Annotated in this window: 13 protein-coding genes and 1 riboswitch; of the genes, 10 read left to right on the top strand and 3 right to left on the bottom strand. The window is 37.9% G+C overall.

Translation table 11 applies throughout. The features are described 5' to 3' along the window. Positions 1-330 precede the first annotated feature (330 nt). Positions 331-2073: an ABC transporter ATP-binding protein gene (locus MHB42_RS10785; RefSeq protein WP_340806090.1), complete on the top strand. Its 1743-nt coding sequence runs from the start codon at positions 331-333 to the stop codon at positions 2071-2073. Further along, complete coding sequence (locus MHB42_RS10780; protein ID WP_340806088.1) at positions 2070-3803, top strand: ABC transporter ATP-binding protein; 1734 nt, start codon at positions 2070-2072, stop codon at positions 3801-3803. The genes MHB42_RS10785 and MHB42_RS10780 overlap by 4 nt, the downstream gene beginning before the upstream one ends. A gap of 40 nt (positions 3804-3843) precedes the next feature. On the opposite strand, the gene MHB42_RS10775 is transcribed toward MHB42_RS10780, so the two are convergent. After that, complete coding sequence (locus tag MHB42_RS10775) at positions 3844-4212, bottom strand: hypothetical protein (RefSeq protein ID WP_340806087.1); 369 nt, start codon at positions 4210-4212, stop codon at positions 3844-3846. Between the two features lie 197 nt (positions 4213-4409). On the opposite strand from MHB42_RS10775, the gene MHB42_RS10770 reads away from it, so the two are divergent. From MHB42_RS10770 to MHB42_RS10760, 3 genes are all read left to right on the top strand, one after another. Continuing rightward, on the top strand, positions 4410-4550 hold the full coding sequence (locus MHB42_RS10770) for a hypothetical protein (protein WP_340806085.1): 141 nt from the start codon (positions 4410-4412) through the stop codon (positions 4548-4550). 141 nt (positions 4551-4691) lie between these two features. Further along, on the top strand, positions 4692-5126 hold the full coding sequence (locus MHB42_RS10765) for a MarR family winged helix-turn-helix transcriptional regulator (protein ID WP_340806084.1): 435 nt from the start codon (positions 4692-4694) through the stop codon (positions 5124-5126). A 127-nt stretch (positions 5127-5253) separates the two neighbouring features. After that, positions 5254-6027, top strand: coding sequence for an IclR family transcriptional regulator (locus tag MHB42_RS10760; RefSeq protein ID WP_340806083.1), 774 nt, complete (start codon positions 5254-5256; stop codon positions 6025-6027). Positions 6028-6042: 15 nt separating this feature from the next. On the opposite strand, the gene MHB42_RS10755 is transcribed toward MHB42_RS10760, so the two are convergent. Together MHB42_RS10755 and MHB42_RS10750 are read right to left on the bottom strand one after the other, a co-directional pair. After that, complete coding sequence (locus tag MHB42_RS10755; RefSeq protein ID WP_340806082.1) at positions 6043-7236, bottom strand: aminotransferase class V-fold PLP-dependent enzyme; 1194 nt, start codon at positions 7234-7236, stop codon at positions 6043-6045. Between the two features lie 14 nt (positions 7237-7250). Next, a complete protein-coding gene (locus MHB42_RS10750; protein WP_340806081.1) occupies positions 7251-8339 on the bottom strand; it encodes a M24 family metallopeptidase in 1089 nt (362 codons plus the stop codon). 266 nt (positions 8340-8605) lie between these two features. Here MHB42_RS10750 and MHB42_RS10745 point away from each other — a divergent pair, with 266 nt between their 5' ends. The 5 genes from MHB42_RS10745 to MHB42_RS10725 all read left to right on the top strand — a co-directional run bounded on the left by MHB42_RS10745 (position 8606) and on the right by MHB42_RS10725 (position 15805). Then, positions 8606-9541: an LCP family glycopolymer transferase gene (locus MHB42_RS10745; RefSeq protein WP_340806080.1), complete on the top strand. Its 936-nt coding sequence runs from the start codon at positions 8606-8608 to the stop codon at positions 9539-9541. 259 nt (positions 9542-9800) lie between these two features. Then, the gene (locus tag MHB42_RS10740; RefSeq protein ID WP_340806078.1) at positions 9801-9944 is read left to right on the top strand and encodes a transcriptional regulator; all 144 of its coding nucleotides are present in this window, start codon (positions 9801-9803) and stop codon (positions 9942-9944) included. Positions 9945-10092: 148 nt separating this feature from the next. Next, complete coding sequence (lepB, locus tag MHB42_RS10735) at positions 10093-10653, top strand: signal peptidase I (protein WP_340808577.1); 561 nt, start codon at positions 10093-10095, stop codon at positions 10651-10653. Positions 10654-11097: 444 nt separating this feature from the next. Next, a riboswitch (purine riboswitch) is annotated at positions 11098-11197 on the top strand. Positions 11198-11266: 69 nt separating this feature from the next. Next, a complete protein-coding gene (locus MHB42_RS10730) occupies positions 11267-12460 on the top strand; it encodes an MFS transporter (protein ID WP_340806077.1) in 1194 nt (397 codons plus the stop codon). Between the two features lie 735 nt (positions 12461-13195). Then, positions 13196-15805 carry a cation-translocating P-type ATPase gene (locus tag MHB42_RS10725; RefSeq protein ID WP_340806076.1) on the top strand — a complete coding sequence of 870 codons (2610 nt, stop codon included), beginning with the start codon at positions 13196-13198 and terminating at the stop codon, positions 15803-15805. Positions 15806-15899 lie beyond the last annotated feature (94 nt).

The raw sequence follows: 15899 nt of genomic DNA, 5'->3' as shown, positions 1-15899 counted from the left end.
AAGAACACTATAACGAAAAAATGAAAGGAGGGCATGGCAATGTTCATTTTAGCAGCGGTATACTCTAACAAAATTTCATACATTGTCCATGCCTGATTTTTCATTTAATACAATTGCAAAGGTATGGGCGCTGTCCTGCCTTTTATAAAAGACACATGCTCTTTTGGGGGGTATGTGTCTTTTTGTGTGTTAAAAAGGTTGTAGTGATACTAAATAAAGGAGTGTATGTCGATGAGAAGAAACATTGGACAACGAATGATTTTCAAAAAGGAATTGCTTGAAGGTGGGTAGTATATCTACAACAGCACGAAAGAAAGAAGGTTATCATCTATGTTTGACGTCTTAAGTAAATTAGGTTGGTTTTTTAAACAATATTGGAAGCAGTATACCATCGCGATTATTCTGCTGATTATTGCCAGTGGCTTAGAGGTTGTTCCCCCATATTTGCTTGGCTCGATTATTGATATATTGACGGCTGGTGATATGACAACAGCTATTTTAACGAAGTATATCTTGATTTTTATTGGCATTATTATTGGTGGCTATATTTTAAATTTTGTCTGGCAATTTCGATTATTTGAAGGGGCAATTAACCTTGAGAAAATTTTACGTCGAAATTTAATGCAGCATTTTTTACGTATGACCCCAACATTTTATGAGAAAAATCGTACAGGGGATTTAATGGCACGTGCAACGAACGATTTAAACGCTGTATCCTTAACGGCTGGCTTCGGTATTATGACGTTGATTGATTCAACGATTTATATGGGCTGTATTATTTTTGCGATGGGCTATATGATTTCATGGAAGCTTACATTTTTTGCGATGTTACCTGTGCCCATTATGGCTATTCTCATTCAATATTTAGGGAAAATCGTACATGAACGCTATATGAAGGCACAGGATGCCTTTGGTGAGCTCAATGATAGTGTGCTTGAATCTATAGCAGGTGTTCGTGTTGTGCGTGCCTATGTCCAGGAGAAAAAGGATGAGGCTAGCTTTGCACAGATGAGTGAAGAGGTGTATGCCAAAAATATGCATACAGCTAAAATTAATGCCTTATTTGGTCCCATTACGAAAGTAGGTACAGGAATTAGCTATGTTGTAGCACTTGGCTATGGCGCTCATTTAGTAGCGACGGAGGCGATGACGGTTGGGCAGCTTGTCACATTTAATGTTTATTTAGGGTTAGCTGTTTGGCCAATATTTGCAATTGGCGAGCTTATTAATGTAATGCAACAGGGGAATGCCTCCTTGGATCGTGTACAGGAAACATTGAACTATCAAGCAGATGTTCAAAATATTGCGAATCCACAAATGATTGCGACACCTAAAGCGATTGGATTTGAGGATTTAACATTCCAATATCCAATGAGTCAGGTTAAAAACCTACAGCAAATTTCGCTGTCATTGAAAAAAGGGCAAACACTTGGCATTGTTGGTAAAACAGGAGCAGGAAAAACAACCTTCCTGCGACAACTATTGCGAGAGTACCCAATTGGTCAAGGTCAGCTATTCATGGATGGCATCGATATTGCTACCCAAACGAAGGAGCAAGTGCTGGATTGGATTGGCTATGTGCCGCAAGACCATATACTTTTCTCGCGTACGATTCGTGAAAATATTTTATTTGGGAAAGAGGATGCTACTCAGGCTGAATTGCAGCAGGCGATTCGTGCAGCCTATTTTGAAAAGGATTTGGAAAATTTACCAATGGGGCTTGAAACACTGGTTGGTGAAAAGGGTGTATCACTTTCAGGTGGTCAAAAACAGCGTGTATCCATTGCGCGTGCATTAATTAAAGACCCTGAAATTTTAATGCTGGATGATTCATTATCTGCTGTAGATGCAAAAACAGAGGCAAAGATTATTGAAAATATTCAGCGAGAGCGTCATGGTAAAACAACCATTATTACAACGCATCGTTTATCAGGTATTCAGCATGCAGATCAAATTATTGTTTTGGATAATGGACACATTGTAGAGCAGGGTACACATGAGGAGCTTCTTGCACAACAGGGATGGTATAAAGAGCAATTTGACCGTCAGCAGCTAGAGGGAGGTGCTTCATGAGTACGAGTCAACGTTTAATACGCTATGCGATGTATTTTAAAAAGCCGATAGTATGGGGCTTAATTTTCCTGACAATCGCTGTTTTTACAGAGCTTGTTGGGCCTTTTATTGCGAAACATATTATTGATCATCATATGACAATCGGTCATATTGATATAAAGCCGATTACATGGTTGCTATTAGTTTATTTACTATTAGCTATTGCCACTGCGATATTCCGCTATTTTATGTATATTTATTTGCAAATAGGTGCAAACCGCGTGATTCAAAAACTACGCAAGGATGTGTTTGAGCATATTCAAACATTGCCAATCCAATATTTTGATAACTTGCCAGCAGGGAAAATTGTGGCACGTGTAACAAATGATACGGAGGCTGTGCGTAATTTATATGTGCAGGTGCTTTCGAATTTTGTTACAAGCTTTATTTCTATTATTGGTGTGTATATTGCACTTTTTATTTTAAACTGGAAAATGGCGATGCTTGCATTAACAATGATACCTGTTGTTTATTTATGGATGATTTTATATCGCAAATTTGCCTCCAAATACAATGATGTCATTCGTACAAAAATCGCTGATATTAATGCTATGATTAATGAATCCATTCAAGGGATGACGATTATTCAGGCATTTCGCCGCGAGCAGCAAATGACAAAGGAATTTGATGCTATGAATAATGAGCACTATGCTTATGAGCGTAAGCTATTAGTGCTTGATTCAGCCACTTCCTTTAACCTTGTGAATACATTAAGGCTTATGATGTTTACCATTTTTATTTTCTATTTTGGCACACAGTCATTGACAGTGACTGAGGTAATTTCAGCAGGGACATTATATGCCTTTGTTGATTATTTAACAAAGCTCTTTAACCCGATTACGAATATTGTCAATCAATTTTCACAGCTTGAACGCTCACTTGTCGCGGGTAAACGTGTTTTTGAAGTGTTGGATATAAAAGGTGAGCCTGTATCTGAACAGAGCTTACCGCGCTATCAAGGGAATGTAGTGTTTAACGATGTTTCCTTTGCCTATAAGGGGAATGACTATGTATTAAAAAACCTGTCATTTGAAGCACACCAAGGAGAAACAATTGCTTTAGTTGGGCATACAGGCTCTGGAAAAAGCTCCATTATGAATTTATTATTCCGCTTCTATGACCCATCAAAAGGGAAGATTACAATTGATGGCATTGATATTACGGCTGTGCCTCGTCAAACAATGCGTGAGCATATGGGCATTGTGCTGCAAGACCCTTATTTATTTACAGGAACAATTGCCTCCAATGTTAGCTTAAACAATCCTGCCATCTCACGAGAAAAGGTAGAAGCTTCCTTAAAGGCTGTTGGCGGTGAGCAAGTGTTAGCAAGCCTGCCAAATGGCTATGATGAGCCAGTGATTGAGAAGGGCAGCACTTTATCCTCAGGGCAACGCCAGCTTATTTCCTTTGCACGGGCTCTTGCCTTTGATCCAGCAATTTTAATATTAGATGAAGCCACATCAAATATCGATACGGAAACAGAGGAAATTATTCAGCATGCCATGGATGTGCTGAAAAAAGGACGCACAACCTTTATTATTGCGCACCGACTTTCTACGATTAAAAATGCCGATCGCATCCTTGTGCTTGATCGAGGCGAAATTGTAGAAAATGGCACACACGATGAGCTACTAGCACTTGGCGGTATTTATAAAAAAATGTATCAAATGCAAGCCAATTCCTTGCAATAAGGCAAAGCCCCACTTTAGAGCGAAAGTGGGGCTTTTATATTTATCTTACATATTTAAAGATATTGACAAAGAATAATAGCACGGAGAGGGCTACTGCGATACCACCACCTGATACAAACAGCTCAAATAGCCAGCGTGGTACATCTAAATAGACCATCATCATGCCAAGCAGTAAAAATGGTAAGCCAATATTGTACAGCCAGAATTGTGCCTTTGCGAGCCCTGTTTCCGCAGCCTGTCGATAAATCGAATAAATTAACCCAATAAATCCAGTAGTAAGCCAACCGACCACACCAATATGCGCATGTGTTGCCTTCCATTGAAGTTGAATCGTATAATGCATAAACAGTCCAAAAGCAAAAACAAGCATCAAATAAACAATTGAAATCTTAATCCATTTCGCACCCATCGTCAACAACTCCTTTCTTGCAAGTGTTTTAGCTAGCTGCTACAGTATATTCTTGTCAAATAAAAAAGATGCTTAGGTAAAATTGTCGTTTGTTAACTTTTTTACTTTCAAATGACTACATCGAGTAGTGGTGATTACTGGTGGTTGCATAATAAGGGCAGGCGATTGTTAATGCCAAGACAGAAGCCAGCGAAGCAATGATAGCGAATTTAATGGTGCGTGGGCAATTGCCAAAAATGCTTGCTACAATTGTAGCTAAATACGGTAAACTAGATGTACTAGTAAATAGCGCTTATGCCTCCAAACAAGCTGTTGGAGCAGGTATGCAGAGGGCATAAAATATAACAGCTGTAAAGAGGTATTGCTAACTACAAAGATTTGGTGTCTATTGGGTGTACAAGCGTCGCTAGCGATTGGACTTTTTTGCTTAATAGAGTACAGAACAAACGATTAAGGCTTGGTATTGAAGGAGGATTTTTTTGAAACAAACAAATATTTTTAAATTGATTCATATGATTGAGCAGGTAAATAATGCAAATATTATACGTTTTACAAAGGCATTCCCTTATCCACTAGGGATTTCGCCCATTTTAGTATTAGGTGAGCTGCATATAAAGGGCCCGCAAAAGCAAGCCGAATTAGCGGAAACGCTTGGCTATACAAAAGGGGCAATGACAAGTATTGCAGAAAAGCTTGTGAAGCTTGAACTAGCAGAACGATTGTATGATCCTTCTGATCGCCGTACTATTCGCTTACAAATAACAACTGAGGGCAAAGAGGCACTGACAAAAGCACAAGCCATTGGAAAAGAGGTTTTTGTCCAGCTTTTCGAGGTATTAGATGAGCAAGAAATTACGCAGTATTTACAAATTCAAGAAAAATTAGTGCAAGGCATACAGCAAAAAAATAACTAGTCGATAAAAGTCGTTTCATACATGGAACGGCTTTTTTTATTTGTAAAATAGTTGAATTTATTGAAAATTGTCCAGATTCACTTTATAATAGATTGTGGTTCTATTATAGAAACATGTGAGGTGGAATATGACATTAAAAACATTGGATAACTCATTAGAGGTTTTAAAATATTTTAATAAAGAAAATCCTACGTGGGGTGTACGAGAATTAGCGAAAGAGATGAATATTAGTCATTCTATTGTTTATCGAATTTTGGCAACATTCGAACAACATGGCTTTCTTATTCAAAATCCTGAAACCAAAAAATATGAATTAGGGCTGCGCTTTTTAGAATACGGGCAAATGGTCAAAGATAAATTAAACCTTTCTGATTTTGTGCTGCCGATTATGAGAAATGTAGCAGACACTGTCAAGGAATCTGTATTTTTAACGTGGCTGGATGGTGCAGATGGTGTGACGGTAGAAATTGCAGAAAGCTCTCAAACCATTAAATTTTCGGTGTCAATTGGTACACGTACACCATTATACATAGGAGCATCCTGTAAAACGATTATGGCATTTCTTCCTGAGGAGAAGCAGCAGGAGATTATGGATCACGGGATGAAAAAATTAACGCCTGATACAATTACAGACCCTGCTGCGATGCTGGCTGATTTAGAGAAGATTCAACAGCAGGGCTGGTGCTTTACAACAGGCGAGTATGCCCATTCGGTATTTGGGCTTGGCGTCCCTCTCTTTAATAGTAAAAAAGAAGTAATTGCTTCGTTAACGATTGCAGGACCTATTTATCGTAAGCCAACAGAGGACAAGCTACCTGAAATGATTAATGTTCTGCAATACGGTGCTATGAATATTCAACGCTACTTTGATCAATATAGCTTTAAATTATATCATGAATAATAAAAAAGGCGCGTGCTATCTCGCGCCTTTTATATATTCCTTAATATAGGATACAGCTTTATCAATCTCTTCACATGTATTAAAATAATGGGGTGAAAAACGCGCCATTTGCTGAATAGTATTGCGCTCCATTATCGTATTTGCCATAAATGTACCTGCTTCAATGATCACACCACGAGCTGCTAAATAAGTCGTGAGCTCAGCAGGAGAAACACCCTCAATATTAAATGGTGTAATTGATAAACGATGCTCAATATTTTGTGGTCCATATAAGACCAGTCCTGGAATGGCTGTAAGCTGCTTTATTAAATACTTTGTTAATTGCTGGACACGCTGATAAATAGGGTCGATACCAATCTGATTGGCATAATCAATCGCAGCTCCTAGTCCTAAAATACTTGGAATTACAGGGCAGCCCGGCTCAAAGCGCTTTGCTGTTGCCAAAAATGAATAGTCATTCTGCTGGTAATCCCACGTGGTGCTGCCCCAGCCAATCATAATAGGAGTAATGGTTGACAATAGCGCCTGTCGCACATATAAGATGCCTGACCCTTCTGGCCCACGCAACCATTTACGCCCACAAGCAACTAAAAAATCACAGCCAAGCTCTTGTACATGAATCGGTGTTAAGCCAACTGTTTGATTGGCATTGATCAATGTTTGGATATGATATTTTTGTGCAAGCTGACATATTTCTTGTGCAGGCTGTAGTGCACCAGCAGCATTCGACATATGAGCAAAGGCAATCAATCTTGTTCGCGGTGTTATTAGCTGTTCAAGCTCTTGTAAATCCACCATATATTCGGTATTGGTTGGCAAAACCTTTAACTGAACGCCTTGCCGCTCAAGGGCGAGCCATGGCACATAATTACTTAACATTTCAGTATCTAGCACAATCACCTCATCGCCCTGCTGCCATTGTAAGCCACCTGCTATATAATTAATGCCCATTGAGCCATTTGGCACAAAGGCAATCTCCTCTTTTTTTGCACCAATCAATAAAGCTGCCTTTTCTCGAATACGTTCTACTTGTTCATAGGTTTCTTGACGAAAGGAGGGTAAGTAGGGACCAATACTCGCCTGTTTTTGCAAGTAGCTAGTCATGACATCTACTACTGGCTGGGGCATAGCAGAAGCGGCAGCCGTGTTTAAATAGATGTAATGCTCTAGCAGTGGCATATCCTTTTGAATGCTTGTTATATCCATCATTGCAATCACCAGCCCTATAGTATGATTAATTCTTTTGAATAGGTCATTAAATTTTCATAGCCATTTTCTGTGACAAGTAGATTATCCTCAATACGAACCCCACCAATATCCTTTATATAAATACCCGGCTCTACCGTAAATGTCATCCCTGCTGTTAGAACAAGCTTATTCTGCTGCATTAAGTAAGGCTCTTCATGTGCGCTTAAGCCAATCCCATGTCCAAGCCGATGTGTAAAATATTGTCCATAGCCTGCATGATCAATAATACCTCTAGCAATAGTATCAATCTGATGGGCTGTCATACCCGGCTTTATCGCCGTTATTGCTGCTTCATTGGCTTGCCTAACAAGCTGGTATATATTTTTTAATGTAGGCGAAATATCCCCCAAAGCTACTGTTCTTGTAATATCTGCTACATAGCCTTGATAGATAGAGCCAAAATCTAAGACGATTAATTCGCCCTTCTCAATTTTCTTTGTGCTTGCTCGACCATGCGGCAATGCACCTCGATAGCCAGAGGCAACAATTGTGCCAAAGGGTGTTCCCTCTGAACCACGACGGCGCATTTCATATTCCAATTGTGCTGCTATATCCATTTCCGAAACACCCGCTTGAATGGTTGGTAATGTTGCCTCAAGGCTTTCCTCTACAATTTGAACAGCCTGCCGCATTAACTGGACTTCATGGTGATCTTTTATCATACGTAACAGCCGAATCGCTTCACTAATATCACATGTCGGTTGCTCGCTCAGTGTTTCAATAGCTTTATGTTCTTTTACACGCATAATGTCATATTCGATGCCAATAGTCTGTATTGAACCTAGCGCTAGCTTTAATTGCTCGATAGCTTGTGCTGGGCCTTCTTCATCTGCATAATAGAAGAGTGTACTGCCATTACTTGTATCTACTTTATTGACCTCTACTTGTGGTACTAAAAAATATAATTGCTTGTTGGCAGTGATCACAGCGAATGTTAAACGTTCACTTTGCTTTAACTGTAAACCTGTAAAATAGTACATATTAGCTCCAGGTACAAGTATCGCTACATCTATATGCTGCTGCTTCATATGGGAAACGAGTTGCTCTCTTCGTTGCTGAAACATCCAATGATTCCTCCTAATTAGGGCTATTTGTTTCTAATATAGAAACGTTGTATCTATAAAATAGTATATATGAATAATAGAGAATTTTCAATTAATTCAAAAAGGAAAGTAATTTACAAATAAGGGAATAGTCTGCTGTTAATTGAGCAAATACTAGTGTACGTCTTTTTTTCGTCTATTATGCATATAAGTAGACTAGGTCAACTTTTTTCCAACGTAATACGTCAAAAAGAGGGGTAAAATTGTAAGCAGAAAGGGACTTATGTATGGAAAAAAATATGAAACGCTCGAAAGAAAAAAAGAGCAAGAAAAAAATATGGCTATGGATTATTGCTAGCTTACTAACTATTTTTTTGGTCGTAATAGGTAGTGCCTACATTACTATCCAAAAAACGATGAATAAAATAAATACACCACTTCTTCAAACAACGGATGCTGCACAGCAAGAGGAAAAGACAGTGATTAAAAAAGACCCGTTTTCGGTATTGCTGCTCGGTGTGGATGAACGCAAAGAGGACAGTGGTCGTTCAGACACAATGATTGTAGTAACGGTGAACCCTGAAAAACAAACGATGAAAATGCTAAGTATTCCCCGCGATACACGCACAGAGATTGTTGGTCATGATACGGTTGATAAAATTAATCATGCCTATGCTTTTGGCGGTGTTCCCATGGCTGTGGATACCGTGGAGCAATTTTTAAATATACCCATTGATTATTATGTATTTATTAATATGGAGGGCTTTTTACAAATTATTGATACACTTGGTGGCGTGACGATTGATAACGATATGGATTTAACCTATAACGAATATCATTATCCAAAGGGAGAAATTACGTTAGATGGCAATGAGGCTTTGATTTTTTCCCGTATTCGCTATGAGGACCCTCGTGGTGATTTTGGTCGCCAAATTCGTCAACGTCAAATCATTGAAGCTGTTATGAAAAAAGCTTCAACACCATCTACATTTTTAAAAGCAAGCGATATGCTTGATGTATTAGGTGATAATGTACGCATGAACTTCTCTGTTAAAGACCTTCTTCAGCTACAAAGTCTATATAAAAAAATGAATGCTGATATTGAACAATTATCCTTTGAAGCAGGAGAAGGTGAAAGAATTCATGGTATTTGGTATTATATTCCTGATGACACAGAGCTACAACAGATACAGTTAGCCTTAAAAAATCATTTAAACAAATAGGTAAGCAATGTCCATGAAAGGGGGAGAACAATGAATGGGAGGACCCAGGTGCTTAGGTATACAGCGCTAAATCATTGCATGCAAAGCTATATACCTAAACGCAAAGCCAAAAAAAACCTAGTCCAATCAGCATTAAAAAGCTTACAATTAGCCTGTTTAAAATTATTACAGTAGTATATAAAAAGTCATTCAGGTAGGATGCATGCCTAGTTGAATGACTTTTTTCTTTTTATTGAAATATCAGAAAATTTAGTGTATAGTGAATTTAGAAATGGTTAAGGGAGTGATTGTGATGATGATTGGCACAATTTTATTAGCAGTCGCATTGCCAGTAGGTATTGCTTTAACAGCCAATTTATTAAATGAGCAGCGTCACTCTGCTGCACCAACTAACCATTCCTAATTGTGATATAGTTAAATAATGGATACGCAGACAATGTTACTTTGTAGCCTTGTCTATTTTTTATGAGTTTGCAACTATTTATAGGATTCTTTCGTCAACAATGGAGAGAAAATGTTATACTATAAAAAAACAGTATTGGGGAATGAGCATGCAAGAGGAAAAAACAACCAGCTTTAAGAAGGAATTATTATCCTATATCAAAATTATTGTGATTACAGCAATTGTTGTGTTAGGCTGTAAACAATTTTTATTTACGCCTATTAAGGTACAGGGGGCTTCCATGTATCCAACCTATCATGATAAGGATATTATTATTGTTAGTAAAACAAGTAAAATTGAACGCTTCGATCAAATTGTTTTCCAATCACCTACAGAAGATGAATTATATATTAAAAGAGTAATTGGTCTTCCAGGCGATAAAGTGGAAATGAAAGATGATGTTTTGTATGTAAATGGCAAGGCATATACAGAGGATTATGTAAATCGTCAAACTGATGATCCTAGTCAATTACGCATTACAGAAAACTTTACACTAGAGCAATTAGTCGATCAACAAGAAGTACCAAAGGGCATGTATTTTGTGCTTGGCGATAACCGCTTAAAAAGCTTCGACAGTCGTCACTATGGTTTAATTTCAGAGGATGCTGTTTTGGGCGAATCAAAATTAATCGTCTATCCATTTAGCCATTTCCATGTTGGCTCTAAATAAAAAAGCTTGATTAAAAATTCTGTGTTACTATGCAGAATTTTTTTATTTCTTAACTAATATCGTTAGTATTTATTGATTCTTTAAAGCTATTAGATTTCTGAAACGATAGAACCCAAACTACCTTCTATAAGCTAACGATGAAAAAAGCGAATAGAGAAAGACTAATTTCTCCATTCGCTTTGCTATAAAAGAATGATAATGACTATTCAACGGCGAGCGCCTCTATAATGATCTCGACACCATAAAATAACAATAAAAAATAGCAAACAAATCCAATGATGCGCACACAATCACCTCGTTCAATCATTAGTGTATGTTATTATGTATGGTCAAATTCATTGAAATATAATCGAAAACTCTAAATTTTCTCTCTGATAAACTATTTTTTTCTGTAGTAACTTCTATGAAAAAGGTGTTGTCAGACCAATTTTCATATGCTACTATAGCTACAGTAAATAGTTGATCTGTATAACCTCAATAATATGGATTGAGGGTCTCTACCAGGAACCATAAAATCCTGACTACAAAACTTTGCTTCATCTTTGTAGTTAGGATTTTTTTAATTGTAAAAATTCTCCTACAAAAATGAAAGTGTTATGAAAGGGAGATTACGATGAATTGGAGAGTTTATATTCTTGCAGTGACAACCTTTGCCGTAGGATTAGTTGAATTGATTGTTGGGGGGATACTGCCAAATATTGCAGAGGATTTACATGTATCATTAGCAACAGCAGGACAATTAATTACCATATTTGCCCTTGTCTATGCGATTTCTGCGCCTGTTTTACTATCTTTAACTGCGAAGGTAGAGAGAAAGCGTTTATTCCTTATTTCTTTATTAATTTTTACATTGGGCAATGTCATGACCTTCTTTAGTACAACATTTTTAACAGTGATGATTGCACGTATTTTTACAGCAATGAGTACCGCATTAGTTATTGTATTATCATTGACGATTACGACAAGAATTGTTGAGCCTAAACATCGTGCCAAAGCGCTAGGTCTTGTATTTATGGGGGTTAGCTCTGCGCTTGTAATTGGGGTGCCAATGGGTATTTTCATTACAGAAGCTTTTGGCTGGCGAGCGATTTTCTTAGGCATTAGTTTATTATCAACGATTTCCATGATTTTAATTGCACTACTACTTGAAAGAATGCCGATTGGGGAAATTGTGCCATTAAAAACCCAGCTAAAATCATTAGGAAATTTAAAAATTTTAACAGCACAATTAACAACATTATTTATGCTAGCTGGTCATTATGTGCTATATGCTTATTTAACACCATTTTTAGTAGAAGCATTTGATATGGGAGCCTCATGGATTAGTATTTGTTATTTAATCTTCGGAATTGCCTCTGTTAGCGGGAATGCTATTGGTGGCTGGGTAAGTGATAAAATCGGTACAAATAAAGCACTTATTCTAATTGTATCTACATTTGCCCTTGTCCTGTTTACAATTCCGTATACAACGATTGCTTTCCCACTCTTTTTACTATTCACCGTTTTATGGGGAGCATTGAGCTGGGCATTGACGCCACCATTACAAAGCTATTTAATTCAAGCTGATCCAAAATCCTCGGATATTCAGCAGAGCCTAAATACAGCCGCTCTACAAATTGGTATTTCCATAGGCTCAGCTATTGGCGGCGCTATCTTTGCAGTAACAACATCTGCCATGCATTTAGCAAGCTTTGGTGCTCTTCTCGTGCTTTGTGCATTAGGCTGTGTTATCTTTTCAATTAAAAGAGCGCCTACGACACAGGACGACTCTATCAATTATCCATCAGCACAGCATCATTCATCATAGTCTAAAGCACCATGTAAAAGGGTTGCAAGAAAGTTAGGAAATTACTAATTTTCTTGCAATCTTTTTTTGATAATAAGGCTGATAGATATGTCATAATAAAGAAAAGGAGGCTTCAATTGAAGGGGGAGAACTAAAAATGCCAGAGTGCTACATAAACAGCATTTTCGCATGGTAGATAGCAAGTGCGAATATCAAGCAAACATGATTTCCTAGGGAGATTCGCACCGATTATTGAAGTGATTTTCCATTGAAATGGAAGCTGATTTAGGTTAATATTACCTTATAGCTTTATTTTTTAATGAAAATCAATCATAAATATCACTTTTACAGCCATTTTCACAGTCTTTCTCTGTATGGAGAAAGTGGATTGAAATTTGGCTGTTATGCTCTGCTCTCCTTGCCAAGCTGTTATTCTCCGCATACAAAAATGGAGATTGGAATTATGTAATTTGGGAAATTTGCATAGCTATAAACATGTCATTCTCTATACAAAAAATAAATTAAAATTATAGTAATACTAAAATCATGGCTTATTAGGCATTGGGATAGTGATTCCCAATGCTTTTTTTAGTGCCTCAATTTTCTCTACCGATTCTTAGCATACTCTGATTCAGCGAGGAATAGATTGTTGTAGTGAATAGTGCATTACCTTAAGAGGCTAGAGATGGAAGATCAAATACGATTGCTTGGAAATAGATTGGGTCTTTATATTTTGCAAAATGGAAGGAGAATCAAATGACTGAATATCATCAACAATCGGCTGCTGAAGTGATGAAAATATTGAATGTCACCACGCAAGGCTTGCAGCATGACGATGTTCAAAAAAGGCAACAGGTCTATGGCTATAATGTGTTAGAGGAAGGGAAAAAAACAAGTACATGGGCAGTTTTTATCGGGCAATTTAAAGACTTACTAGTTATTATTTTACTTGTTGCTGCCTTTGTTTCATTTTTATTAGGGGAAGTAGAAAGTACCATTGTTATTATGATTGTTGTGATTTTAAATGCTATTTTAGGCACGGTGCAGCATGTTAAGGCAGAGCAATCTTTAGATAATCTAAAAGCCTTGACTTCACCTGCTGCTAAAGTGATGCGTAACAATCAGCTAATCGAGCTTCCCTCTGAAGAAATTGTTGTAGGCGATATACTGGTACTAGAGGCTGGCGATTATATTAACGCAGATGGCAGATTGTTGGAAAGTCACAATTTGCATATTAATGAAAGCTCATTAACAGGTGAATCAATTGCTGTTGCGAAAAGTACAGAGCCTATTTATAAAAGTAATATTACCATTGCAGATAAGAAAAATATGGTGTACTCAGGGAGCTTTGTAACAAATGGGCGTGGACTTGTTCTTGTAACGGCGATTGGGATGCAAACAGAGCTTGGCAAAATTGCACATTTACTTGATACAGCAAAGGAAAAGAAAACGCCCTTGCAAATGAATCTTGATCAATTTGGTGAAAAATTAGCATTAGGTATTACATTAATTTGTTTAGCTATTTTTACCATTGACCTTTTTCGAGGACGAGCCTTAGTTGAGTCGTTTATGTTTGCCGTATCACTAGCCGTTGCAGCGATTCCAGAAGCATTAAGCTCCATTGTCACGATTGTGCTAGCATTTGGCACGCAGAAGATGGCAAAAGAAAACGCAATTATCCGTAAGCTGTATGCAGTGGAAAGCTTAGGGAGTGTTTCGGTTATTTGCTCCGATAAAACAGGGACATTAACGGAAAATAAAATGATTGTGCAGGAAGTGTTTGTGGATCAAAAAAAGATTCCATATGACTGGTTAAGTCCAACTAATCCAATAGAAAAAGAGCTGATGGTAAAGGCACTGTTATGTAGTGATGCAGTGGAGCGTAATGACAAAGAAATTGGTGACCCTACAGAGCTTGCACTTGTAAAATTAGGAAAGCAGTATGGTTTAGATGAAGGGAAAATCCGAGCGCAATACCCACGGCAGGCTGAGATTCCATTTGATTCGGAACGAAAGCTAATGAGCACAGTGAACCAAATGGACAAGCAATTCATCATGATTACCAAAGGTGCAGTGGATGTGCTGCTACCTAAAATCACAAGCATAAAAACATCAGCAGGTATTGTTGCGTTTACAGCACAGCATCGTCAAAAAATTGAGGCAGTGAATCATGAGTTTTCAAGGAATGGTTTAAGGGTATTAGCGCTTGCCTATAAGGAAGTAATGCCTCAGCAAACGATTAATAGTAGCGCTGAACGAGATTTTATTTTTCTTGGTTTAGTCGCGATGATGGACCCGCCAAGAAAAGAATCGAAGGCAGCAGTAGAACGCTGTATGGAGGCAGGCATTAAGCCTGTGATGATTACAGGGGATCATAAAATTACAGCAACTGCCATCGCACAGCAAATTGGTATTTTACGAAATCCTGCAGAGGCAATTGAAGGGCATGCATTAGAGGCTTTAAGTGATAAGGAGCTACAGGAGCAAATCCATGATTATACAGTTTATGCGCGTGTCACACCTGCACAAAAAATTCGTATTGTGAAGGCTTGGCAGGATAAGGGACATGTTGTGGCGATGACGGGGGATGGTGTTAATGATGGACCTGCCTTGAAACAAGCAGATATTGGGGTGGCAATGGGTGTAACAGGCACAGAGGTCGCAAAGGATGCCTCTTCCATGATTTTAACAGACGATAATTTTTCTACAATCGTCAAGGCAATTGCCAATGGTCGCAGCATCTATACAAATATTAAAAATGCTATTCTTTTCTTATTGTCAGGCAATGCGGGCGCTATTTTTGTAGTACTATATGCAACGATCTTAGGCTTGCCTGTTCCTTTTGCACCTGTCCATCTATTATTCATCAACTTATTAACGGACAGTCTACCAGCCATTGCAATCGGCTTAGAGCCAAATAATAAGAAAACGATGAAGGACAAGCCTCGAAATATTCATACGCCTTTATTAAATAAAGCATTTACAACACAGGTGGTACTTGAAGGGATTTTAATTGCGATTTCCACCATTATTGCTTTTCAAATTGGCTTATCGACAGGGGATACATTGACGGCAAGCACAATGGCATTTACAACGTTATGTTTATCAAGGTTAGTGCATGGCTTTAATTCTCGATCTAAAGAATCTATTTTTGCGATTGGTGTATTTTCTAATAAATATACATGGCTTGCCTTTTTAATTGGCGTTTTAAGCTTACATGCTGTTTTATTGATGCCAATGCTCGCAACGGTCTTTGAGGTTGCCCCATTATCGCTGGCTCAACTAGGCTTCATTTATAGTCTATCCGTATTCCCATTCCTTGTGAATCAATGGTACAAGCTACTATTTGTTAGACGTCGTTCATAATATAAAAAAAGAAGCTTCCATTAGGAGCGGTCAGATAGGGATTATTAATTCCTGAAAAATTCGGCATAGTCGTTGATATTCGGCTATGCCGTTT

It is taken from the genome of Lysinibacillus sp. FSL K6-0232 (assembly GCF_038008325.1).
Classification (GTDB): domain Bacteria; phylum Bacillota; class Bacilli; order Bacillales_A; family Planococcaceae; genus Lysinibacillus.
The sequence above is the reverse complement of the archived record's forward strand: the minus strand, read 5'-3'. Positions and strand labels throughout refer to the sequence as shown.